The sequence below is a fragment of the Bradyrhizobium rifense genome (assembly GCF_008123425.1).
Lineage (GTDB): Bacteria > Pseudomonadota > Alphaproteobacteria > Rhizobiales > Xanthobacteraceae > Bradyrhizobium > Bradyrhizobium rifense.
In genome coordinates this window covers 75,369-97,248 of sequence record NZ_VSSS01000037.1, presented here as the reverse complement: position 1 = coordinate 97,248, position 21,880 = coordinate 75,369, and the positions used below count along the sequence as shown (strand labels likewise).

23 protein-coding genes and 1 pseudogene are annotated in these 21,880 nt (G+C 64.2%); 6 read left to right on the top strand and 18 right to left on the bottom strand.

Annotated features, from left to right (window positions below):
- The first annotated feature begins 258 nt into the window (after positions 1-258).
- The 4 genes from FXB40_RS24425 (at position 259) to FXB40_RS24410 (ending at position 6,039) form a co-directional block, all read left to right on the top strand.
- Positions 259-1,710, top strand: a complete 1,452-nt coding sequence (locus FXB40_RS24425) for a M16 family metallopeptidase (RefSeq protein ID WP_430647988.1) — start codon at positions 259-261, stop codon at positions 1,708-1,710.
- A complete protein-coding gene (locus FXB40_RS24420) occupies positions 1,707-3,152 on the top strand; it encodes a M16 family metallopeptidase (protein ID WP_187437111.1) in 1,446 nt (481 codons plus the stop codon). Before FXB40_RS24425 ends, FXB40_RS24420 begins: the two co-directional genes overlap by 4 nt.
- A gap of 140 nt (positions 3,153-3,292) precedes the next feature.
- Positions 3,293-4,681, top strand: a complete 1,389-nt coding sequence (locus FXB40_RS24415; protein WP_148774727.1) for a M16 family metallopeptidase — start codon at positions 3,293-3,295, stop codon at positions 4,679-4,681.
- Complete coding sequence (locus FXB40_RS24410) at positions 4,678-6,039, top strand: M16 family metallopeptidase (RefSeq protein WP_430647985.1); 1,362 nt, start codon at positions 4,678-4,680, stop codon at positions 6,037-6,039. Before FXB40_RS24415 ends, FXB40_RS24410 begins: the two co-directional genes overlap by 4 nt.
- A 451-nt stretch (positions 6,040-6,490) precedes the next feature.
- Here the strand turns inward: FXB40_RS24410 and FXB40_RS24405 are convergent, their stop codons facing one another.
- Complete coding sequence (locus FXB40_RS24405; protein ID WP_347339776.1) at positions 6,491-6,667, bottom strand: LexA family protein; 177 nt, start codon at positions 6,665-6,667, stop codon at positions 6,491-6,493.
- Here FXB40_RS24405 and FXB40_RS50150 point away from each other — a divergent pair.
- A complete protein-coding gene (locus FXB40_RS50150) occupies positions 6,584-7,051 on the top strand; it encodes a hypothetical protein (protein ID WP_347339778.1) in 468 nt (155 codons plus the stop codon). The two genes, FXB40_RS24405 and FXB40_RS50150, sit on opposite strands and share 84 nt — an antisense overlap.
- Here FXB40_RS50150 and hypE read toward each other — a convergent pair.
- From hypE to FXB40_RS49275, 17 genes and pseudogenes are all read right to left on the bottom strand, one after another.
- Entirely contained in the window at positions 6,967-8,007 is a 1,041-nt protein-coding gene (hypE, locus tag FXB40_RS24400) for a hydrogenase expression/formation protein HypE (protein WP_148774726.1), read from the bottom strand. The two genes, FXB40_RS50150 and hypE, sit on opposite strands and share 85 nt — an antisense overlap.
- Positions 8,004-9,146 (bottom strand): hydrogenase formation protein HypD, encoded by a 1,143-nt coding sequence (gene hypD, locus FXB40_RS24395; RefSeq protein ID WP_148774725.1) that lies wholly within the window; start codon positions 9,144-9,146, stop codon positions 8,004-8,006. Before hypD ends, hypE begins: the two co-directional genes overlap by 4 nt.
- Positions 9,143-9,379, bottom strand: a complete 237-nt coding sequence (locus FXB40_RS24390; RefSeq protein WP_085398637.1) for a HypC/HybG/HupF family hydrogenase formation chaperone — start codon at positions 9,377-9,379, stop codon at positions 9,143-9,145. The genes hypD and FXB40_RS24390 overlap by 4 nt, the downstream gene beginning before the upstream one ends.
- On the bottom strand, positions 9,379-11,631 hold the full coding sequence (hypF, locus tag FXB40_RS24385) for a carbamoyltransferase HypF (protein WP_187437109.1): 2,253 nt from the start codon (positions 11,629-11,631) through the stop codon (positions 9,379-9,381). Before hypF ends, FXB40_RS24390 begins: the two co-directional genes overlap by 1 nt.
- A gap of 2 nt (positions 11,632-11,633) precedes the next feature.
- On the bottom strand, positions 11,634-12,554 hold the full coding sequence (hypB, locus tag FXB40_RS24380) for a hydrogenase nickel incorporation protein HypB (protein ID WP_148774723.1): 921 nt from the start codon (positions 12,552-12,554) through the stop codon (positions 11,634-11,636).
- Positions 12,554-12,895: a hydrogenase maturation nickel metallochaperone HypA gene (hypA, locus tag FXB40_RS24375; RefSeq protein WP_148774722.1), complete on the bottom strand. Its 342-nt coding sequence runs from the start codon at positions 12,893-12,895 to the stop codon at positions 12,554-12,556. The genes hypB and hypA overlap by 1 nt, the downstream gene beginning before the upstream one ends.
- Positions 12,888-13,982: a nickel-dependent hydrogenase large subunit gene (locus FXB40_RS24370; RefSeq protein ID WP_148774721.1), complete on the bottom strand. Its 1,095-nt coding sequence runs from the start codon at positions 13,980-13,982 to the stop codon at positions 12,888-12,890. The genes hypA and FXB40_RS24370 overlap by 8 nt, the downstream gene beginning before the upstream one ends.
- Positions 13,979-14,506: a [NiFe]-hydrogenase assembly chaperone HybE gene (gene hybE / locus FXB40_RS24365; RefSeq protein ID WP_148774720.1), complete on the bottom strand. Its 528-nt coding sequence runs from the start codon at positions 14,504-14,506 to the stop codon at positions 13,979-13,981. Before hybE ends, FXB40_RS24370 begins: the two co-directional genes overlap by 4 nt.
- On the bottom strand, positions 14,503-14,712 hold the full coding sequence (locus FXB40_RS24360; protein ID WP_148756122.1) for a rubredoxin: 210 nt from the start codon (positions 14,710-14,712) through the stop codon (positions 14,503-14,505). The genes hybE and FXB40_RS24360 overlap by 4 nt, the downstream gene beginning before the upstream one ends.
- Positions 14,709-15,572, bottom strand: a complete 864-nt coding sequence (locus FXB40_RS24355; protein ID WP_148774719.1) for a hydrogenase expression/formation protein — start codon at positions 15,570-15,572, stop codon at positions 14,709-14,711. Before FXB40_RS24355 ends, FXB40_RS24360 begins: the two co-directional genes overlap by 4 nt.
- Complete coding sequence (locus FXB40_RS24350; protein ID WP_148774718.1) at positions 15,569-16,015, bottom strand: thioredoxin domain-containing protein; 447 nt, start codon at positions 16,013-16,015, stop codon at positions 15,569-15,571. Before FXB40_RS24350 ends, FXB40_RS24355 begins: the two co-directional genes overlap by 4 nt.
- Before the next feature lie 275 nt (positions 16,016-16,290).
- Positions 16,291-16,587, bottom strand: a complete 297-nt coding sequence (locus FXB40_RS24345; RefSeq protein WP_148744597.1) for a HypC/HybG/HupF family hydrogenase formation chaperone — start codon at positions 16,585-16,587, stop codon at positions 16,291-16,293.
- Between the two features lie 26 nt (positions 16,588-16,613).
- Positions 16,614-17,195 (bottom strand): HyaD/HybD family hydrogenase maturation endopeptidase, encoded by a 582-nt coding sequence (locus FXB40_RS24340; protein ID WP_148774717.1) that lies wholly within the window; start codon positions 17,193-17,195, stop codon positions 16,614-16,616.
- A gap of 14 nt (positions 17,196-17,209) precedes the next feature.
- On the bottom strand, positions 17,210-17,953 hold the full coding sequence (gene cybH / locus FXB40_RS24335) for a Ni/Fe-hydrogenase, b-type cytochrome subunit (RefSeq protein WP_148774716.1): 744 nt from the start codon (positions 17,951-17,953) through the stop codon (positions 17,210-17,212).
- 9 nt (positions 17,954-17,962) lie between these two features.
- Positions 17,963-19,753, bottom strand: a complete 1,791-nt coding sequence (locus FXB40_RS24330; protein WP_148774715.1) for a nickel-dependent hydrogenase large subunit — start codon at positions 19,751-19,753, stop codon at positions 17,963-17,965.
- A 22-nt stretch (positions 19,754-19,775) separates the two neighbouring features.
- Complete coding sequence (locus tag FXB40_RS24325) at positions 19,776-20,867, bottom strand: hydrogenase small subunit (protein WP_148774714.1); 1,092 nt, start codon at positions 20,865-20,867, stop codon at positions 19,776-19,778.
- Between the two features lie 198 nt (positions 20,868-21,065).
- Positions 21,066-21,318, bottom strand: a pseudogene (locus tag FXB40_RS49275) (nickel-dependent hydrogenase large subunit); the annotation flags it as partial.
- Between the two features lie 5 nt (positions 21,319-21,323).
- Here FXB40_RS49275 and FXB40_RS24315 point away from each other — a divergent pair.
- Entirely contained in the window at positions 21,324-21,812 is a 489-nt protein-coding gene (locus FXB40_RS24315) for a hypothetical protein (protein ID WP_430647977.1), read from the top strand.
- Positions 21,813-21,880 lie beyond the last annotated feature (68 nt).

Here is a 21,880-nt window from a genome sequence, read left to right as displayed (position 1 = left end):
TTCTGCCAGTCGGCGCCAAGTTATGGTGCGGTTTCGTGCGCAATGTCGTGTTCACGACATGCCGGGGTTGACCTTTGGCCAGAACGTGCGCCCCACGTTTGTTCTGCGTCCAGTTGGCGCGTAGCGTGGCCGTGCGCAGGCCGCCAGCAGTTGGCCCGGTCTTTGCTCAGTTGCTTGCCAAACGGTGTGCGGTTTCCCGCTTTTGTCGGGATTGTCTGTCACAGAACGTGGCTCTCTGTGGAACGAAAAGGCGATGCGATGAAGAACTGGAGTTCGGTGACCGCCGAGGTGGGAAGCACCGCGGCTGGTGCCTTCGATTTGATGACGCGCACCGCACTGGCTGTCGAAACGTATGATAGCGCGGATGGTAACCTTCGGTACGTTCCTGAAGAAGGGAGCGTCCTTGCCCGGGACACAGTCAGGTCGGATCGACCAGCCAGCTTCACGCTTCAGAACGGCCTGCAGGTCGCGGTGATTGCGGATCATCGGACGCCCGTTGCGACTCAGATGATCTGGTATAAGGTCGGCTCCGCCGACGAGCCACCCGGCAAATCGGGGCTTGCGCATTTCCTCGAACACCTGATGTTCAAGGGCACATCCAAACACCCGGCGGGTGAATTCTCCCAGACCGTGCAGCGCTGCGGCGGCAAGCAAGGCGGCTTCACCGGCACCGACTATACCGCCTATTTCCAGCAGGTGCCGCGCGAGCAGCTCGGCAAGATGATGGAACTTGAAGCCGACCGCATGACCGGTCTCATCCTCAAAGAGGAGAACGTGCTGTCCGAGCGCGATGTGGTGCTTGAGGAACTCAATAAGCAAGTCGCCAACAGGCCGGATGCGCAGCTCGCCGAGCAGATGATGGCGGCGCTTTACCTCAACCATCCCTACGGCCGCCCTGTGATCGGCTGGCGTCAGGAGATCGAAAAGTTCGATCGCGAGGACGCGCTCGCCTTCTACAAGCGTTTTTATGCGCCGAACAACGCGATCCTGATCATCGCCGGTGACGTCGATGCAAATGCGATCCGCCCAATGGTGGGAAAGATTTATGGCCACATCCCCCCGCAACCATCAATTCCCGCGGAACGCCTGCGACCGCAGGAGCCGACGCCGGCCGCGCCGCGTACCGTGACGCTGACCGATCCCCGCGTCGAGCAGCCAGCCTTGCGCCGTTATTATCTCGTGCCGTCGGCTCACCCCGCCGGCGAGAGTCCAGTGCTTGATGTACTCGCGCAATTGATGGGTGGCGGCGCCAACTCACATCTTTATCGCGCGCTGGTAATCGACAAGCAGATTGCGATCACGGTGGAGACAAGCTACGAGCGTACCTCGCTCGATCCTACGCAATTCGAGATTTATGCGCTCCCGAAACCCGGCGTCGGATTCGGGGAGATTGAGTGCGCCATCGACGAGGTGATAGCCGATATTGCGCACATGTGCGCGCGCGCCGAGGATCTCGAGCGGGCCAAGACGCAGCTGATCGCGCAAGCAACCTACGCCCAGGACAGCCAAGAAGAGCTTGCGATCCGGTATGGTGGTGGGCTCACGACTGGGCTCAGCATCGACGAAATCCGAGGCTGGCAGGACGGCATCCGCGCCGTCACCGCCGACCAGGTGCGCGCGGCAGCTGGGAAATGGCTCGACAAGAAGCGCTCCGTGACCGGCTATCTTATGAAAGAGTCAACGCGGAACCACCAGGAGAAGCGATCATGACCGATTCCGTCACACCTCGTGCGGTCTTCGCCGGCGGAGCCTCGCTCTCGACCGCAATGCACGCCTCGCCACGTTCACCTTCCGCGGCCGGAACGCGTGGCGCGACCAAGATCCAGCGCCTGGTGTCATCTTGCGGTATAGTAGCCTGGTTCGTGCAGGACGCCACTGTCCCGTCGATTGCGATGAAATACGCATTCGGCGGCGGCGCGACCCAAGACCCCACCGATAAACCCGGCGTCGGCTACATGGTGTCTGGCCTACTCGGTGAAGGCTGCGGCGATCTAGATTCGCAGACCTTTCATGAGCGGCTCGACCGTCGCGCGATTGAGCTGAACTTTGAATCGACCCGCGATCACCTCCGCGGTGCCTTGCGCACGCTCGAAGACAACAGGGACGAGGCCTTCGACCTGCTACGGATGGCATTAACGTCGCCGCGTTTCGACGCGGCCGATGTCGAACGGATTCGTGCCAGCATGCTTGCGAACCTTCGGCAGGACTCGACCGATCCTTGGTCCCTCGCCAATCGCAAATTCCTCGAAGTCGCCTTTAACGATCATCCTTATGCTCGGGAGGCCAGAGGCACGATCGAGAGCGTGCCAAAGATCGAGGTCGCGGATCTCAAGGGCTATGTCCGACGCGTGATAGCAAAAAACACACTCAAGATCGCGGTGGTCGGCGACGTCGATCCGGAGGCAATGTGCAAATTGCTCGACAGGACTTTTGGCGGCCTGCCGGCCATGGCGGAGTTGGCGCCGGTGCCCGACGTGGTCGCAGCAACACCGCCGCAGCGTGTCCTCATTCCGCTCGATGTGCCCCAGACCGTTGTGACCTTCGGCGGTCCCGGCGTCCGCCGCAGCGAGCCCGAGTTCATGGCGGCCTATGTCGTCAACCACATCCTTGGCGGCCCCGGTCTAGCGTCGCGGCTGTTCCGTGAAGTCCGAGAGAAGCGCGGGCTGGCCTATTCGGTCCATGAGCGCCTGGTCTGGATGGATCATTCCGCCATGTTTGTCGGCAATAGCGGCACCCGCGCCGATCGCGCTGACGAGACGGTCGAGCAGATCGAGAATCAAGTCCGCCGAATCGCCGAGGAAGGACCGACCCAGCAGGAACTTGACGATGCAAAGTCTTACCTGAGAGGCTCACAGATGCTGGCCCTCAACGCTTCCTCGAAGTTTGCGCGAACGCTGCTGCAGCATCAGCTTGATAAGCTGCCGATCGACTATGTCAAACAGCACAACGCCGTCGTCGATGCAGTGACGTTGGAGGACGCCAAGAGGGCCGCACAGCGGCTGTGGGGCCAGGGTCTGCTCACCATTATCGTCGGCCGCTCTCCAATGGGCGCAGCCAGGTCGACCACTGTGCCATCGGCCGCGACTTCCTCACCGGGCGCCGAGCAGCTAAGCGTCCCGCCAACGCCAAAAATGCCGGCCAAACCCAATTAGTTTAGGCAACGCCCGCAGAGCTTCGCGCCTCGCTCTCCGCTCCGCCCCCTTGGGTGAAAACTTGAGAGTGGTGGCCGTGCGCATAGAAATCGAACTCAAATAGCCCCCGAGCGCATGTTCGGGCTTCAATAAGGATCATGATGCCCTCACACCGAGCGACCGCCCTTTTCGTTGCCGCACTTGTTTGCACGACCTCGCTGTCAAGCAGCGGCCTCCGCGCCCAGACTACGGTTACCTCCGAACGCCCCGCCAGCTTCACGCTCGACAACGGCTTGCAGGTTGTGGTGATCCCTGATCACCGCACGCCTGTCGTGACGCAGATGATCTGGTACAAGGTCGGCTCCGCCGACGAGACGCCGGGCAAATCCGGGCTCGCGCATTTCCTCGAACATTTGATGTTCAAGGGCACCGCCAAGCACCCGGCCGGCGAGTGCTTGCAGACCGTGCAGCGGGTCGGCGGCGACCAGAACGCCTTCACCTCGGTCGACTACACTGGCTACTACCAGCGCGTGCCGCGCGAGCAGCTTCCTGCCATGATGGAGTTCGAGGCCGACCGCATGACCGGCCTCATCCTCCAGGACGAGGACGTGCTGCCCGAGCGTGACGTCGTGCTGGAAGAATACAACATGAGCGTCGCCAACAATCCGGACGCACGGCTGGCCGAGCAGATCATGGCCGCGCTTTACCTCAACCATCCCTACGGCCGCCCGGTGATCGGCTGGCACCAGGAGATCGAAAAGCTCGACCGCGATGATGCGCTCGCGTTCTACAAGCGCTTCTACGCCCCAAACAAGGCAATCCTGGTGATCGCCGGCGACGTCGACGTCAAGGACATCCGCCCGCTGGTGGAGAAGAACTTCGGTCCGATCCCGTCGCAGCACGCGATCTCCGAGAAGCGCATCCGGCCGCAGGAGTCGATGCCGGCGGCGCCGCGCACCGTGACGCTGTCGGATCCGCGCGTCGAACAGCCCGGCCTGGGCCGCTATTATGTGGTGCCGGCGGGCGCGACGGCGGCAACCGGCGAAAGCCCCGCGCTCGATGTGCTCGCGCATTTGATGGGCGGCGGCGCCAACTCCTATCTCTACCGCGCGCTGGTGATCGACAGGGGGCTCGCGATCAGCGCCGGCGCTGGCTACCGGCGCACGGCGCTCGACCCCTCGCAGTTGTTGATCTGGGTGACCCCAAAGCAAGGCGTCGAGTTCGCGCCGATCGAGGAGGCGATCGACAAGGTGATCGCCGACCTCGCGCAGAAGACCGCACGCGCCGAGGACCTCGAGCGGGTCAAGACCCAGCTCATTGCCGAAGCGATCTACGCCCAGGACGATCAGGTGATGCTGGCGAGGTCGTATGGCGAAGCCCTGACCACCGGTCTCAGCATCGACGATGTCAGGAGCTGGCCGGACCGTATCCGTGCCGTCACCGGCGAACAGGTGCGCGACGCCGCGGCCAAATGGCTCGACAAGAAGCGATCGGTGACCGGCTATCTCATCAAGGATACTGCGCCGAAACATAAGGAGAAGCGCTCGTGACCTATTCCCTCACCCGCCGCGCGGCGCTGATCGGCGGCGCCTGCGCCGCGATGCCGACGGTGTCATCCGCGCCCGCGCAGGCTGCGGCCAAAATCCAGCGGCTGGTGTCGCCCGGCGGCATCGAAGCGTGGTTCGTGCAGGACGCGACCGTGCCCCTGATCGCGATGAAATATGCCTTCAGCGGCGGCGCGAGCCAGGATCCGGCCGACAAGCCCGGCGTCGGCAATCTGGTCGCCGACCTGCTTGACGAAGGCTCAGGCAATCTCGATTCCAAGACCTACCATGAGCGGCTCGACCGCCGGGCCATCAAGTTGGGCTTCTCCGCGACGCGCGATCACTTCCGCGGCTCGCTTCGCATGCTCAAGGACAACAAGGACGAAGCGTACGACCTGTTGCGGATGGCGCTGACCTCCGCGCGGTTCGAGCCGACCGATGTCGAACGCATCCGCGCCCACGTGATCTCCACCCTGCGCCGAGAATCGACCAATCCGTCCTCGCTGGCCTACCGCAAGTTCCTCGAAGTCGCGTTTGGCGATCATCCCTATGGCAGGCCGGACACCGGTACGCTCGACAGCGTACCGAAAATCGAGATCGCCGACCTGAAGGATTATGGGCGCCGGATACTCGCCAAGGATACGCTACGCATCGTCGTAGTCGGCGACGTCGATCCCGACACGCTCGGCAAGCTGCTCGACAAGACCTTCGGCACCCTGCCGGCCAAGGCTGAACTGACGCCGATCCCCGATGTTGTGGCGGCCAAGCCGCCGCAGCGCGCCTTCATCCCGCTCGACGTGCCGCAGACCGTCGTCACCTTCGGCGGACCCGGCATCAACAGGCACGACCCGGATTTCATGGCGGCCGATGTGGTGAACCACATTCTCGCCGGCGGCATGTCGTCGCGTCTCTTCAACGAAGTGCGCAAAAAGCGTGGGCTGGCCTATTCGATTTCTGAAGCGCTGCTCTGGATGGATCACTCCGCGCTGTTCATCGGCAACACCGGCACCCGCGCCGATCGCGCCGGCGAGACCGTCGATGCGGTCGAGACGGAAATCCGCCGCATCGCCGAGGAGGGCCCGACGCAAAAGGAGCTCGACGAGGCCAAATCTTACCTCAAGGGCTCGCAGGTGCTGGCGCTGGACACCTCCTCCAATCTAGCGCAGACGTTGTTGCAGTATCAGCTCGACAAGCTGCCGATCGACTATATCGAGAAGCGCAACACCATCGTCGACGCGGTGACGCTTGACGACACCAGGCGGGTCGCAAAGAAGCTCTGGGGCGACGGCCTGCTCACCGTAATTGTCGGCCGCGACCCGCAGGCGGCCGCCCAGCCGACAGCGGCGACCCCGAAGTCGAACTGACGTTCCTAGGCGCACCTCCGTTGCGGTTTATCCCTGTCCCTAACCCCTCCCCCGCGAGGGACCAAAAGGGGGGGACATGAACGGGGTGCGCACCTCACAGGACGTTGCAGATGACTCCGAGGTCATTGGGATCAGTAAGGGGCGCATTGGCGGACGGACTCCCTGCCGCCTCCCTCCCCCTTTGACGACCCTTTGACGGGATCCCCGAAGGAGATTGTCCTAGAGGGGGAGCATCGCAGCTCCGCCCGCCGGGGTTCTCACAGAACATGGCGTGCGAATTTCCGGCACCTCGCTCTTCGGCAGTTGGTTCGCAGCTTTCACTGCTATCTGTTCAAGTTTCGTGTCCCCATCTGGCCGGCTCTCCCGTCCTCGTCGGGGGAGATGGCCATTGAAGGGCTTGCCTCCGCCCGCCGCTCAAACGGCTGCGTGCGGAGTTCAAGCTAGTGGTTCATCATAGTGATTTTGACGTTTTGATACCGAGCCATTCGAGAATGGGCAAGTTTTCCGGTGGCAAGAGAATCTCGATACTTCTGGGGACGCCGGGTTGACGTCGGATGAAGCCGTTCCGTTCGAGGGTGACGATCATCTGGTGGACACTCGGCGGGCTGACGCGGAAATGGCGCTGGATGTCGGCTTGGGCGACCGGCCGAATCGCCCAGTCGAGCGCCGCCGGACCGCGATCGCCGGGCGGACCGGGATGGACGACAGGCACAGCAGGCTGCGCCAGACGTCGTTGGGAAATCGCCTGCTTCAGGAACGGCGCGATCACAAGATCCGGCCGATGCAGCGACACGCTCTCGCGCGTGACCTCGGCATGGATGTCGAGCTAGACCGCGACATCGTGGCCTCGATCCCTGAGCTCGACATGCAGCCGCTGCGTCAGGCTGTTGAAGGAATGCGACAGGAGCAGGATGCGCATGATTTGCCTCAACAGATTCTCGGCAATTGCTCGCCCGACGGCCAGTCGACGATCCGCCCGCCGCCGAAGCTCGTGGCCATCTGCACGAAATGATGATCGTCGGCCACGGCCTCGCCGATGTCGGCGGCGTCGCGGCCAAGCGGATGCGCCCGCATCGCGGCCAGCACTGGAGCAGCATTTTCGGGCGCCACGATCGCGACCAGCTTGCCCTCATTGGCGACATGGAGCGGATCGAGCCCGAGCAGCTCGCACGCTGCCGCGACGCCCGGCTTGAGCGGGATCGCCTCCTCGCGAAGATGGAAGCCGAGGTCGGACTGCTGGGCGATCTCGTTCAGCGTGGCGGCAAGCCCGCCGCGGGTGGGATCGCGCATCAGGCGGATGCCGCGGCCGCCGGCTTCGACCATCTTCGCGACGAGATCGTTCAGCGCCGCCGAATCCGAGACGATCTCGGTCTCGAAGGCGAGATTCTGCCGCTTCGACATGATCGCCACGCCGTGATCGCCGAGCGTGCCCGAGATCAGGACGCGATCGCCGACGCGGGCATTCTCCGCCGAGAGATCGAGCCCGTGGGGCACGACCCCGACGCCGGCGGTCGAGATGAACAGGCCGTCGGCCTTGCCGCGCTCGACAACCTTGGTGTCGCCGGTGACAATGTGAACGTCGGCCGTGCGCGCAGCCTCGCCCATCGATTCCGCGATCATCTTGAGGTCGGCGAAGCGGAAGCCTTCCTCGATGATAAAGCTTGCAGAGAGGTAGAGCGGGCGTGCACCGGCCATGGCGATATCGTTGACGGTGCCGTGCACTGCAAGCGAGCCGATATTGCCGCCGGGGAAGAACAGCGGCGAGACCACATAGCCGTCGGTCGTCATCACCATGCGCCCGGCACCAACGTCGAATGCCGACTGGTCGTTGCCGCGCGCCAGCCATTCATTGCCGAAGGCCTCGTGGAACAGACCCGAGATCAACTGCGCCATGGCCCGGCCGCCCGAGCCGTGGGATAGGTCGACGCAGCCGTTCCTGATGTCGAGCTTGCGCTGGTAGGCCTTCATGACACGCGCCTTTGCTGGTGGTCGCGGAAGCGGCCATGGGTCCAGTGTGCGGCGCAGGCGCCTTCGGAGGAGACCATGCAGGAGCCAATAGGCGTCTCCGGCGTGCAGACGGTGCCGAACAGCTTGCAGTCGACCGGCTTCTTCACGCCGCGCAGGATGGCGCCGCATTCGCAGGCGGGATTGTCGTCGACGCGCAGCTCGTGCATGTCGAAGCGCACCTCGGCGTCGTATATGGCGTAAGGGCGCTTCAGCTTCAGCCCGCTATAGGGAACCTGTCCGAGCCCCCGCCATTCGAACTGATCGCGCAGCTCGAAGATGTCGGAGACCTCCTCCTTGGCGCGCAGATTGCCGTCGCGGTTCACCGCGCGGCTGTACTGGTTCTCGACCTCGTGCCTATCCTCGTTGACCTGCCGCACCAGCATCAGGATCGCCTGCATCATGTCGAGCGGCTCGAAGCCCGCGATCACCACGGGCTTGCCGAACTCCTCGGCAAAGAACTCGTAAGGGGCCGTGCCGATGATCGTCGAGACATGGGCCGGCCCGACGAAACCGTCGATCTCGACCCGGCCGATGTTGCGGATGTCGGGACTTTCCAGGATGTTCTGCATCGCTGGCGGCGTCAGCACGTGGTTGCAGAACACGGTGAAGTTTTCGAGCTGCTTCTTCTCCGCCAGCCGGATCATGACTGCAGTCGGCGGCGTCGTGGTCTCGAAGCCGATGGCGAAGAACACGACCTCGCGTCCGGGATTGTCCTCGGCGATCCGGATCGCGTCGATGGTGGAATAGACCATGCGGATGTCGGCGCCGCGCGCCTTCGCCTTCAACAGCGATGTGCCCTGCGAGCCGGGAACGCGCATCAGGTCGCCATAGACGCACAGGATGACGTCCGGCCGCTCGGCGAGCCGGATCGCCATGTCGATGCGTCCGGCCGGCAGCACGCACACCGGACAGCCGGGGCCGTGGATCATCCGCACGTTCTTCGGCAGCATGTCCTCGAGGCCGTAACGCGAGATCGCGTGGGTATGGCCGCCGCAGAATTCCATGAAGCGATAGAGCTTTTGCGGATCGGCTTCCGCGCGGATCGTTTTCGCAAGCCCGAGCGCGATCTCCTTGTCGCGAAACTCGTCGGCATATTTCATGACGCGGCTCCCTGCCCCTCGGCGCTAAGCTCGCGCAGCAGCTCGAGCGTCCGCATTGCCTCCTCCGGATCGATCTTCGTCAGGGCATAGCCGACATGGATGATCACATAGTCGCCGACGGCGAGATTCTCGATCAAGGCGACCGATATCTCCTTGCTCACGCCGTCGATCGAGACGATCGCCATCTCGTCGGGCAGGAGCTTCGTGACCTCAGCAGGTATCGCGAGACACATCAGGCGGTTCCTTCCAGGCCGTACTGTTCGAGTTGGAGCGCGGCGATCCAGGCCTGGCCGAGGCTGAGACCGCCGTCATTGGGCGGCACTTGCCGCGGCAGCAGCGGCAAGAGACCGGCGGCGATACAGCCGCGCTCTATCTCGCAACTGAGGATCGCGTTGAGAAAGCAGCCGCCGCTCAGGGCGACGGTCGTGACGCCGGTCTCGCGCGCCGCACGGGCGATCCAGTCGACGCAGGCAGCGGCGAGCGTGCCATGGAACAGCCCGGCCCCCTCGACCGGATCGATGCCCTCGGCCGCAAGGCGCGCAAGCAACGGAAACAGGGACAGCACCCCATCCTCGATCGTCCAGCCGTCTTTCATGGAGCGCGGCGCGCGAACCCGCGCCTCCAGTTTCATCGCGGCTTCGCCCTCATAGCTCTGCACCTGGCAAAGACCGAGCAGCCCCGCCGCCGCATCGAACAGCCGGCCGGCGCTGGTCGTCACCGGTACGCCCGGCTGGTCGAGCAAGGCATGGAGACGCGCAGCCTGCGGCTGCGCCGCAAACCGGGTCGCGATCGCGTTGCCGCGGGCCAGGCCATGCAATGCGCTTGCAGCCATGCGCCACGGCTCGCGCGCGGCGCGATCGCCGCCCGCCATCTTCATCGTCGCCAGATGGCCGAGCCGCCGGAACTGCGCGCGCTCGCACAGCAGGAGCTCGCCCCCCCAATTGCCGCCGTCGCTGCCCTGGCCGAAGCCGTCGAGCACCAGCGCCAACGCAGATCCTGCGAGGCCATGCTCCGCCATCACGGAGGCGGCATGGGCATGATGGTGCTGGACTGCGATCAGTCGCCGCCCGCTCGCTTCGGCGAAGCGGCTCGAGGCTATGTTCGGGTGCAGATCATGGGCGATAACCGCCGGCTCGACGTCCAGCGTCGACAGCAGGTGGCCGATGGTTTCTTCGAAGACACGGACGCCTTCGGCGGTGCCGAGGTCGCCGACGTGCTGGGAAACGAAGGCCTCGCTGCCGCGCGTGACCGTCACGGTCGACTTCAACGCGCCGCCGACCGCAAGGATCGGCGGCACCGGTCGCGCCAGCCGAACCGGCTCTGGCACGTAGCCGCGGGCACGGCGGATGAATTGCGTCCGGCCGGCGACGACGGCCGCCACGGAATCGTCGGCGCGGGTGACGATGTCGCGATCATGGCTGACGATGAGGTCGGCGATGCCGGCAAGCCGCAGCTCGGCCTCGCGATTGTCGGTCAGAAGCGGCTCGCCGCCGGGATTGGCGCTGGTGGCGACGATCGCCCAGCTCTCGCCGGCGAGCGGATACGCCGCATCCAGCGCCTCGAAGATCAAATGATGGAGCGGAGTGACCGGCAGCGCGATGCCGATCCGCGCCAGCTCCGGCGCGATCGCCGGCGAGAGCTGATGGCGCGATGTCATCAGCACGATCGGCCGCGGCGACGTCTCGAGCAAGGCGAGCTCGGCAGCATCGGCGTCGGCGATGCCGGCGACCGCGTCCACCGAGCCGACCATGACGGCAAACGGCTTCTGGTCGCGCTGCTTGCGCTGGCGCAGGCGCTGCACGGCCGCCTCGTCCCGGGCATCGCAGACAAGCTGATAACCGCCGAGCCCCTTGACTGCGACGATCTTGCCTGCGGCGATCGCGGCAGCGATGTCCTCGATACCGTGGCTGAGCCGCGGGCCGCATTGCGGGCAGGCGATCGCTTCGGCATGGAAGCGGCGGCTGTCGGGATCGGCATAGTCGCCCGCACAGGCCTTGCACATCGCAAAGCGCTTCATGGCCGTGGTCGCGCGGTCGTAAGGAAGCCGCTCGGCAATGGTATAGCGCGGACCGCAATGGGTGCAGTTGACGAAGGGGTAGCGATAGAACCGGCCGGCTGGATCGAACAGCTCGCTCAGGCATTTTGGACAGGTCGCGGCATCGGCGACGATGCGTGTCGACACCCTGCCCTGGTCGCTCGCGCGGATATAAAACCCTTCGCTCGCCACCGCCCCGACCGGCTGCACCGAGATCTCGTCGATCCGGGCGAGCGGCGGCTTTTCCAGCGGCAGTGCCCTGACGAAGTCCGACGCGCGCTCGCCCTCGACCTCGATGACGACGCCATGGGAATCGTTGGCGACGAAGCCGCCGAGGCGGTAGCGCGTGGCGAGGCCGTAGACATAGGGGCGAAAGCCGACGCCCTGTACCGCGCCGCGCACGTGCAGGCGCAGCCGCCGTCCGTCCCGCGCCGTGGCCTCGCCGCCCATCGTCACTCCGCCGCCGGCATCGCGGCAGGCGTCGTCGCCGCCATCCGCTTGCGGATCCAGGCAAAGAACGTCGCAAAGCCTTCGCCGGTGCGCGCCGACACCGTCAGCACCTCGATCTTCGGGTTGACCCGGCGCGCATAGTCGATGGTCTTCGCCAGATCGAAATCGAGCACGGGCGCGAGATCGATCTTGTTGATCAGCATCAGCGACGAGGCTGCGAACATGTCGGGGTATTTCAGCGGCTTGTCCTCGCCCTCGGTGGTCGAGAACACCACGATCTTGCAGGCCTCGCCGAGATCGAACGCCGCCGGGCAAACCAGGTTGCCGACATTCTCGATGAAGAGCAGGCCGCCGTTCAGCCAGGGCAGCCGGTCATAGGCCTCGCCGACCATGGCGGCGTCGAGGTGACAGCCCTTGCCGGTATTGACCTGGATCGCCGGCACGCCGGTCGCGCGAATGCGCTCGGCATCGTTGGAGGTCTGCTGGTCGCCTTCGATCACGCCGATCGCAAAGCTTGCCTTCAGCTCGGACAGGGCGCGGACCAGCAGCGAGGTCTTGCCGGCGCCGGGGCTGGAGACCAGGTTGAAGGCGAGCACGCCGTCGGCCGCGAAGCGGGCGCGGTTGTCGGCCGCAAGCCGGTCGTTCTTGTCGAGGATGTCGCGCTCGACCTGGATGATGCGGTCGCTGCTCATGCCGGCGATCTTCTGGCCCGCGGGATTGGCGCCGCAGTCGAGCAGCCCGGCCTCATCGGGGGCGTGGTCGTGGGCACCACCGTGGTGATGGTAGTGACCGTGGTCGTGGCCATGACCGCGGTCATGATGATGGTGCCCTCCGTGCTCATGGCCATCGCCGAGATCAAGATGATGACCAAGCGCATCTTCGATCGATGCCTTGCCGTCGTTGCAGCCGCAGACCGTACACATCAGTCGACCTCCAATTCCCTTACGCGCAATTCTTCGCCGCCCGTCACCTGCAATTGGTAGCCGCCGCAGGACGGGCACAGCTCGTAACACTGCCCGATCTCAACGGTTTTGGAACAGGCCATGCACCAAGCCGTGCCGGGCGTCTCGACGATCTCGAGCCGCGCGCCTTGCGCGATGGTCCGCGCGGCCACGGCCTCGAAGCAGAATTTCAGCGCCTCCGGCACGACATGGCTCAGCGCACCGATCTCCAGACAGACGACGTTCACCTTGGTGAAAGCGCGCTTGCGCGCTTCCTCCTCGACGATACCGACGATGCCTTCGCACAGCGCCATCTCATGCATGGCCGGCCTCGCGAAATTGCAGGCTGAAGCCGACGCAGGGATCGAAGGAGCCGACCAGCGCGCGAACCGCGTCCTGTCCCTGCCGGCCGGTCGCGAGCGTCGCGCCCTTGAGGCTCCTGACCAGCGGTCCGCGGGCGTGAAAATTCCACTCGGTCGGTGCCAGAAACTCGAAGTTGACGACGCGATCCTCGTCGTCTAGTGCGACGGCGTGATGAAGGCGGCCGCGTGCGCATTCGACCGCGGCTGCCCCCTTGCCCGCGCCGAGCCGGTAGCTCGCGACGACGCCTTCATCAAGATCCGCATCGCCACGATCGAGCCAGGCGCAGAGCCGCGCGACCTCGGCAATCCGCGCCTTCAGACGCGCGGCGGAGCCCGCTTCCGCCGCCGAGACCGCTTCACGGCGTGCCCTGCGCGCCCAGACGCCGGTTTCCGGAATCCGGCCGCAGAGGTCCGGCGCATCGGAATAGGCCGCACCGTCCGCCAGCAGACGCGTGACGATATCCAAATCGTCCGCCACCGTCAGGAAGGATGGATCGGCCTCCGGCTCTGACACCAGCTTGCCGTGGCATCCCGCGACGGAGGCGGCGAGCGGCCTGCCCGGCGCTAGCGTCTCGTCTTCTTCGCCGGCGATCCCCATCGCGCCGAGCGCGGCCTTGATCTGCACCACGGCGTTGCGATGCAAGGCCGGCGGGACGGCCTCGTCCGCGCCCCAAAGCAGCGCGCTTGCCTGCATTACGGCGCGCACCGCCGGAGCGTTTGTGCCGTCGAGCGCGAGCCGTCCGACAAACAGGCCGCGCAGCAGTTCGGTCAGCCGCTCGACGACGACTGCGGTGACGCGGCGCCGCACCGTTGCGGGAGCCGCCTCCCGCCCTTGCGCGGCTTCCACCGCCGACTGGAACGCCACGTGATGGGCGATCGAGCACAGCGAGAACAGACGCGGCAGCACCGGAAGCAGCGAAGCCGCGGGCTTTCCCGCAAACAGCCGCGTCAGCGGCGGCCGGTTGCGCGGCTTGATCGCGACGTCGGCGATCGTGGCGCCGGACAACAGCACCGTAATATCGATCTCGTTGCGGAACGAGAGACTCATGCATGCCGCTCCATCAAGACACCCCGCAGGAAGTTACGCCGATCGATCGGGCTTGTCTCGGGCTCGCGGCGGCGAACCGCCTCCTCGCTGTCCGCCGGCAGCATCAATTCGGCAAGCGCGGCTTCGGCCGTCGCTCGCGCGGCATCCATGTCGGCGAATTGGAACATCGGCGAGAACAGCGAGCAGCTCGCGTTCCGGCCGATCCGGGCGATCTCGCTGAGGGTGAATTCGATATCGCCCGCGGGAAAACGCATTCGCACGGTCGCGTCCGAGGTGGCTGGCGTCACCGCGCCCGCCGGCATCGCCACGTTCATGAACCACGGCGTGACCATGATGCCGACGATCGTGCCGTTGAAGGGACGGAAACCGACCGCCTCGATGCCGAGCGCATCGTTGTAGATGGGTAGATCGCGCATCGCGCGCTCGCCGATCTCCCGGTAGCTTGCGGCCAGAAGCTCGCCCCACGCCGCGGCGTCGGCGTCGCCGGCAGGACCTGACGCACTCGCTGGCACGCTGCCTGTCATGTTTCGATCGCCATGAACTTGGACTTTGGCGCGTCGCAATTCGGGCAGTGCCACTCCTCCGGCAGCGCCGCGAACGGCGTGCCCGGCGCGATCTGCGCTACCTCATCGCCATCCGCCGGATCGTAGACGGTCCAGCAGATACCGCATTCCAGCCGCGTGACGTCGGCGACGTCCTGGCGCACGCCAATATTCTCGAAGGCGCTCATTTGAAGTAGGCCTCGATGATTTCCTGCAGCCGCTCGGCGGAATCCTCGAAATCCTCGTCCGCTGCCAGCGCAACCGTCGGCACGCCGCCGACTTCGAGCGTATCGAGGATGATAGTGTCCATGGCGTTGAAGAACTGCACCGACCAGACATTGCGGATGCCGGTGGAGAGCGCCCGGCAGGTGCCGTAGCCGCGCGACACGAGCTGGATCGGTCCGTTCCGGATCGTGTGCTGCAGGAAGCTCATGTCGACCGGGCTCATCGGCAGCAGCGTGAAATTTATGATCTGCGAGCGAATGCCGGGCCGCCAGGCCTGTGCCCGCTCGCGGATTTCGGCGAGCACCGGCAGCACGTTCATGGCGCCCTCCGGCACCTGCCCGATCTCGAAATCGGCGGATGTCAGGTCGGCAGCCGCACGCTTGACGATCTCGGGAACCGCGCCGATCTCGAGATATTCGGAAGTGGCGTCGGTCTCGAGCCGCACACGCCAAATTCCCGCCAGCACCGATTCCTGAATCTGCGCCAGCGATCCGTCCGGCAGCGCGACGACGCCGGCGACCTCGCCTTCGCCGAGCACGTCGGCCACCAGCTTGCTCTCGAGATCGTTGAGATTGGCCAGCCGAAACAGTCTTGTCGGCGCGTTCGCCTTTTGATCCGCGATGGCATCCGCGATCCTCGAGAGCAGCGCGACCGCGTTCGGGCAGCTCTTTGCAAGCTCCGCACTGTCGAGCGTTGCAAGCTTTGCGAGCGCGCCGGCCGCCGTCAGGCTGCCCTTCGCTGCATTGAGACTCTCGTCGCCGATCGGAAACACGTTGACTGGTTGCTCGGCGCCTTCGGGCGCATCCCAGAAGCCGGCCTTCATAGCCCGACCTCTTGTGCGCGATGCTGGGGAACGATGGTGACGGCGACTGCGGCACCTTGCCCGCGCGGCCGGTCGATCAGCTTGGTGATGCGGTCGGCATAGACCGACCAGTCCTGGATCTTGGCGATCAACCCCAGCGTCTTGCCGTTGGCGACGAAGATCAGCGTCGGCTGCACCCGCACCTCGAAGCGCTCGCCGAGCACACGCTCAGCGTCGCGCGCGATGATCGCACCGCGCAGCCGATTGCCGAACGCTGCGATAAGCTCGGGCAGCACCACGGCGACATCGATTGCCTCCGGAAAGCGGTTGGGATCGCCCGCCGACAGCAGCACCGCGACCGCACCGGCCTCGTTCGCTCCGCCAAGAAAATGATCGACTGTCGCAGCATCGACCTCGGGCAGACCACTCCGCGCCAGATCATGCTTTCCCACCTGGAATTCCATCGAACCTCTCCTGACAAGCTTGTGTGTTTGCCGAACTAGAGGTTAGCAAGCCACGTGCCAGGATCGGTTATCACATGTTCGGATTTATCCCATTGATCCAGATCATGTCTTTCTTGGCGCCGACTGTAAGCCAGGCTTCAATGGAAAGATACTTGCCATATCTGGTGAGAGCTGTCTTTGCAGGTAGAAATCGATCTTCCAGGCGCACAGCGGCCGCCGAGGCCGGCCGGTCACTGATGTCGTCAACGCATCAAACGGGAGAAGCAGCGGCGATCCTAGTCGGACCGCAGGTGCTCGGGTAGTTGCGGCTCGCGGTCGATGAGGTCGGCGAAGAAGCGGTCGCAATCCTCGCCGTCGAGCGCCGCGCTGAGACCTTCGATCGCATTCGCGATCAGGCGTGCCTCGTCCTCGTCCAGCAGCCGGATCGCGGTGTCGATATAGACCAGCACCTTGGCGCCGACCGGAGGATTCGAGAGCAGCAGCACAGAGACGGGGCGCTGCTCGCCGCGATACGCGCACAGCGCCGAGATCCCGTCGGTCTCGACAATCGTCATGGGCAGGCCGAGGCACATGGGCAAGTCTCCGGCAGTGTGGCCGATCAGGCCGGCCGCGTCTCGTAATGGAGATGATCGATGTCATTGGCGAGCAGCCGCTCGATATCCGCCAATGGCTCGGCGCGTTGGCTCACCGTGAGGCCCCATTCGGCCAGGATGGCGCAAGCGAGATTGATCGCCGGCGCGATCTGGTCGCGCACAGTCGGCGTCAGCGGCCCGCCCCAGTCTTCGAGATCGAGCGGCTGGCAGCCGATCAGCACCAGATGTTTCGGGCAGCGGCCGAGCAGGTCGGCCGCGCTGATGACTTCCTGGAAGCCGGTCTGGTGCAGGCTCATCTTCTTGGCGCCGGTGAAACGTGGCACCTCGTCGTCACGCACAAGCTTCAACTGGCCGGGCTCGAGGCCATAGTCGATCGCGTCGAACACGATTAGGCGATCCGCCTCTTCCAGATAGTTGACGAGATAGAGCCCCTGCGTGCCGCCATCGAGAATGGTGACATTGTCGGGTACGGCGTAGCGGCGGTGGAATTCCTCCACCGCCCGGACGCCGAACCCTTCATCGGCCCACAGGATATTGCCGATGCCGAGCACCAGGATGCGATCGTCTTGCGAGAATGTCGGTTTCACTTGGCGTTCCCGTTTCAGTCGCGGAATTGCCGTTCGCCCGAGATCATCGAGGAGATGATGCTCTGGCGCGACATGATGTCTTCGCGGATCGCGGTGTAGATGTGCACCATCACGAACACGACCAGCGCCCACATGCCGAGATGATGCCAGGTGTGCACGTCCTGGCTGTTCGGCCAGATCGCAAACACCCAGCCGAACAGCTTATGCTGCCAGCTATCGATGCCGGTGCCTTCCGAATAGAGCGCAAACCCGGTGACGATCATGAAGGCCACGAACAGCGTGAATCCCGTGAACATCGCAATCTGCGCCAGAGGATTATGGCCGACATACAATTTGGGCTCGCGCTCCAGGAACGCGTACCAGCGGATTTCATGCAGCACTTCTTTCCAGAACTGCCTGCGATGCAAGGGCAGATAGAAAATCTGCCGGGAGTGGTGGTTGCCGACGAAGGTCCAGAGAATGCGGGCGAGGAAGAACACCGCCAGCACTTGCCCCGCCGAGAAATGGGCAAACCGGATGTAGCCCATCACGAAATTGTCGGACGCCTCGCCCGCGACCGTCGGCAACGGCGTTCCGATCAGATAGCCGGTCCCCATAAGCACGATAATCGAGAACGCGTTCACCCAGTGACAGATCCGTACCGGCGCTTCGTAGACATAGACGCTAGAACGACCCACCGCACGTTCTCCGGAAGCATCGGCTGCGATCGCCGCGCGGTCGGGCCTGGCGTCCGAGGCGGGAGCAACTGCATCCATCATGATCCTCTCCTACCTGACCTTGACCTTGGCGAGCTCCTGGCCGTCCGGGCTCATGACGTGCGTCGAACAGGCCAAGCACGGATCGAAGGAATGGATGGTGCGCAGGATCTCCAGCGGCTGCTCGGGATTGACCATCGGCGTGTTCATCAGCGACGCCTCGAAGGCGCCAATATTTCCCTTGGGGTCGCGCGGCGAGCCGTTCCAAGTCGTCGGCACCACGCACTGGTAGTTGTCGATCTTGGTGTCCTTGATCTTGACCCAGTGCGCGAGCGCGCCGCGCGGCGCCTCGGTGAAGCCGACTCCCTTGGCCTCCTTCGGCCAGCTCTCCGGCTTCCACTTGTCGACATTGGCGGTCGAGCTGTCGCCGGCCTTGATGTTGGCGACGAGCTTGTCCTGGAAGTAGCGCATCTGGCGTCCGGCCCAGACGGATTCGAGCGCACGCGCCGCCGTGCGGCCGAGCGTCGAGAACAGCGCCGACATCGGCAGGTTCAGATCCCGAAGGAACTCGTCGACGGGATCCTTGAACTCCGCCTTGTTCTGCGCGTAGCCGACGACCCAGCGCGCCAGCGGGCCGACCTCCATGGCGTGACCGCGCCAGCGCGGCGCCTTGATCCAGGAGTACTTGCCGCCTTCGTCGAGCTGCTCGATCGCCGTCTTGGTGCCCTTCGCGTTGGGTCCCAGCACGTAATTCGGCTCGGTGACGCCGTCCCAGGGATGAAGTCCCTTGGTCTCGTCGGGATATTTGTACCAGGAGTGCACCACGAACTCCTGGATCTCGTCGGGATTGGCGTGGTCGACCGGAAGCACCTCGGACAGGTTGCCGTTGATAATGGCGCCGCGCGGCAGCTTCAGGCTCTTGGCGGAATAGTCGTTGGCATGTTCTGGCACATCACCATACGAGAGCACGCTCTGGCTCGAAAGGCCGCCGCCATAGAGCCAATCCTTGTAGAATGAGCCGATCGCCGCCACATCGGGGAGATAGACCATTTCGTTGAACTCGATCAGACGGTCGATGATCGAGGAGATCAGGTTCAGCCGTTCCATGTTGATGGCGCCGACAGCGCCGGTGCCGTCGACATTGATCGGACAGGGCACGCCGCCGACGAGCCAGTTAGGATGCGGGTTCTTGCCGCCGAAGATGGTGTGAATCTTGACGATCTCCTTCTGGAAATCGAGCGCCTCCAGATAATGCGCCACCGCCATCAGATTGGCCTCGGGCGGTAGCCTGTAGGCTTTGCTGCCCCAATACCCGTTCTTGAACGGACCGAGCTGCCCCGACTCGACGAACTTCTTGAGACGGGTCTGCAGATCCTTGAAATAGCCGGGTGACGACAGCGGCCAGCTCGAGATCGACTGCGCCAGCGTCGAGGTCGCCCGCGGATCGGCCGAGAGCGCGGAGACCACGTCGACCCAATCCAGCGCGTGCAGGTGATAGAAGTGAACGACATGGTCGTGCACTTGCAGCGCGAGCTGCATCAGATTGCGGATCGAGTTGGCATTCTCCGGAATTGTGATCCCAAGTGCATTCTCGACCGCGCGGACCGAAGTCAGGGCATGCGTGCCGGTGCAGACGCCGCAAATCCGCTCGGTAAACGCCCAGGCGTCGCGCGGATCGCGGTTCTTGAGGATCACCTCGACGCCGCGCCACATCGTGCCGGTCGATACGGCGTTACGGATGATGTTGTCGGAATCGACGTTGACCTCGACCCGCATGTGACCTTCGATGCGGGTGACCGGATCGACGACGATGCGCTTGCCGGAATTGTCGAGCTTGAACCCATTGGGTGTCTGGATGCCCATCGCTATCTCCCCCTGAACTCGATTAGTGATCTTGGTTCGCATCGTCGCGCTTGTTGGCGAGGCGCTTCGCCGCCGTCACCGCGGCATGCGCCGCGACCGCCGCGCCGACGGCGCCGGCTGCCGCCATGCCGATCTGATCGGCATTCTTCTCGATGCCGAACTGCTTGATGTTGGTGAGGCGGTCGTAGAATGAGCCCTTGTCCCAGAAGCCGTCCTCTGAGCATCCGATGCAGCCATGACCCGACTGGATCGGGAAGGAGACGCCGCCGTTCCAGCGCACGGTCGAGCAGGCGTTGTAGGTGGTCGGCCCCTTGCAGCCCATCTTGTAGAGGCAATAGCCCTTGCGCGCGGCCTCGTCGTCCCACTCCTCGACGAACTGCCCCGCGTCGAAATGCGGGCGCCGGTAGCACTTGTCATGAATGCGCTGCGAGTAGAACATCTTCGGTCGGCCCTGGCGATCGAGCTCGGGCAGCTTGCCGAAGGTGGTGATGAAGGTGACGACGCCGGTCATCACCTCGGCGATCGGGGGGCATCCCGGCACCTTGATGATGGGCTTGTTGGTGATCACCTTGTCGATCGGAGTTGCCTGTGTCGGATTGGGCTTTGCCGCCTGCACGCAGCCCCAGGAGGCGCAGGCGCCCCAGGCGATGATTGCCATCGCGTCCTCGGCCATCATCTTCAGCTTCTCGACGAACGGCTTGCCGCCGTCGATGCAGAACATCCCGCCTTCGTTCAGCGGCGGATTGCCTTCCACCGCGAGGATATACTGGCCTTTGTGCTTGGCGCGGGTCTCCTCGAGGATGGCTTCGGCCTGGTGGCCCGCAGCCGCCATGATGGTGTCGTCGTAGTCGAGCGAGATCATCGACAGCACCGCATCCTTGACCAGCGGGTGCGCGGAGCGGATGAAGCTCTCCGAACAGCAGGTGCATTCGAGGCCGTGCATCCAGATCACGGGCACGCGCGGCTTAGTCTCGAGCGCGTTCGCGATGCGGCTCGCCGCCAGCGGTCCGAGGCCGAGGCTCGTCGCCGTCAGGCCGCAGAATTTATGAAAGCACCGACGCGTGATGCCTTGCCGCCTGATCACGCTGTAAAACGTTTCCGTCGCCGCGCCCATGAATGCTCCCGCCTTCGGCTTTGACTTTTCGATGACGCAAAGGGTAGCAAGAAGCAGGCCAACAGCCTGGAGAGATTCAAAAGTGGAGAGATTCCATAACGTTGCGAATTTGAACCACTTTCATGAACGGTACGCGAGGACGCTGCCAACACGAGAAGAGGAGACAATTCGATTTGCAGCCGGCAACGAAGTTTCCGGTCAATGCGCGGTGCACACCATGCAGGGATCGAACGAGCGCACGATGTGCTGGATCGCAACCGCAGGCGGTAGCGCTCTATCTTGCCGTCGCGCACTGCCATCCAGTGCCCGAGACTGCCGCGGGCGGCGTCGACCAACCCGACATAGCTTCCGTCGGGGAGCTCGCGCGATTTGTCGCAGAACGGCTCCGACAGCCGCAGCGCGCGCGTCCACTGCTCCATGGCAAGCGCGAGCGCGCGGTCTCGATCAGCCGAGGACGTGATCGGGGAAATCGATCTGAGCACTGGAGCGCTCATTCAGGAGCGGCGGACCGACATTGCCTATGGCTGGAACGACACCACTCAAGGTATGCGTCTCGTCTTCGAGTTCAAGCGCATGGGACGGCAAAAGAAGCACCGTAACCATTATCTGCTCGAACAAGGCCTCGGTCGTTTCGTCACAGGCATCTACAGCCGCCGACAAGCGGTCGCCGCCATGGTGGGCGTCCTTCTTGATCCGGAGCCTGATGTGGTCCCGCCGATCAGGGAAGCACTGGAGGACGCCGCCCTCGCAACCGCATTGCGCCTTAAGCCTACCTCCGGCGGCGACCCGATCGCGAGGCCGTCCAATATGTTCAGGGCGGCAGATTTCGACACTGAGCACGAACGAGATCCGTTGCTGGCTCGCACGCACGGCACGATTCGAGTTTCACACTTTTTTCTCGCCTTCGGTTATCCGACAAGCACCCTAAAACTGAAGACAACCTGACGAGGTCTCATAGAGTCCCGCCTAGGCGGGCTCAAAAAACGACAACGGAACGTCTCGGCGTTGCCGAA

What these genes read in the sequence shown, in the direction of transcription:
- FXB40_RS24425 (WP_430647988.1), top strand. Translation starts at nt 259, where the DNA reads ATGAAGAACTGGAGTTCGGTGACCGCCGAGGTGGGAAGCACCGCGGCT.
- FXB40_RS24420 (WP_187437111.1), top strand. Translation starts at nt 1,707, where the DNA reads ATGACCGATTCCGTCACACCTCGTGCGGTCTTCGCCGGCGGAGCCTCG.
- FXB40_RS24415 (WP_148774727.1), top strand. Translation starts at nt 3,293, where the DNA reads ATGCCCTCACACCGAGCGACCGCCCTTTTCGTTGCCGCACTTGTTTGC.
- hypE (WP_148774726.1), bottom strand. Translation starts at nt 8,007, where the DNA reads ATGAAGGCCTACCAGCGCAAGCTCGACATCAGGAACGGCTGCGTCGAC.
- hypD (WP_148774725.1), bottom strand. Translation starts at nt 9,146, where the DNA reads ATGAAATATGCCGACGAGTTTCGCGACAAGGAGATCGCGCTCGGGCTT.
- FXB40_RS24390 (WP_085398637.1), bottom strand. Translation starts at nt 9,379, where the DNA reads ATGTGTCTCGCGATACCTGCTGAGGTCACGAAGCTCCTGCCCGACGAG.
- hypF (WP_187437109.1), bottom strand. Translation starts at nt 11,631, where the DNA reads ATGGGCGGCGAGGCCACGGCGCGGGACGGACGGCGGCTGCGCCTGCAC.
- hypB (WP_148774723.1), bottom strand. Translation starts at nt 12,554, where the DNA reads ATGTGTACGGTCTGCGGCTGCAACGACGGCAAGGCATCGATCGAAGAT.
- hypA (WP_148774722.1), bottom strand. Translation starts at nt 12,895, where the DNA reads ATGCATGAGATGGCGCTGTGCGAAGGCATCGTCGGTATCGTCGAGGAG.
- FXB40_RS24370 (WP_148774721.1), bottom strand. Translation starts at nt 13,982, where the DNA reads ATGAGTCTCTCGTTCCGCAACGAGATCGATATTACGGTGCTGTTGTCC.
- hybE (WP_148774720.1), bottom strand. Translation starts at nt 14,506, where the DNA reads ATGACAGGCAGCGTGCCAGCGAGTGCGTCAGGTCCTGCCGGCGACGCC.
- FXB40_RS24360 (WP_148756122.1), bottom strand. Translation starts at nt 14,712, where the DNA reads ATGAGCGCCTTCGAGAATATTGGCGTGCGCCAGGACGTCGCCGACGTC.
- FXB40_RS24355 (WP_148774719.1), bottom strand. Translation starts at nt 15,572, where the DNA reads ATGAAGGCCGGCTTCTGGGATGCGCCCGAAGGCGCCGAGCAACCAGTC.
- FXB40_RS24350 (WP_148774718.1), bottom strand. Translation starts at nt 16,015, where the DNA reads ATGGAATTCCAGGTGGGAAAGCATGATCTGGCGCGGAGTGGTCTGCCC.
- FXB40_RS24345 (WP_148744597.1), bottom strand. Translation starts at nt 16,587, where the DNA reads ATGTGCCTCGGCCTGCCCATGACGATTGTCGAGACCGACGGGATCTCG.
- cybH (WP_148774716.1), bottom strand. Translation starts at nt 17,953, where the DNA reads ATGATGGATGCAGTTGCTCCCGCCTCGGACGCCAGGCCCGACCGCGCG.
- FXB40_RS24330 (WP_148774715.1), bottom strand. Translation starts at nt 19,753, where the DNA reads ATGGGCATCCAGACACCCAATGGGTTCAAGCTCGACAATTCCGGCAAG.
- FXB40_RS24325 (WP_148774714.1), bottom strand. Translation starts at nt 20,867, where the DNA reads ATGGGCGCGGCGACGGAAACGTTTTACAGCGTGATCAGGCGGCAAGGC.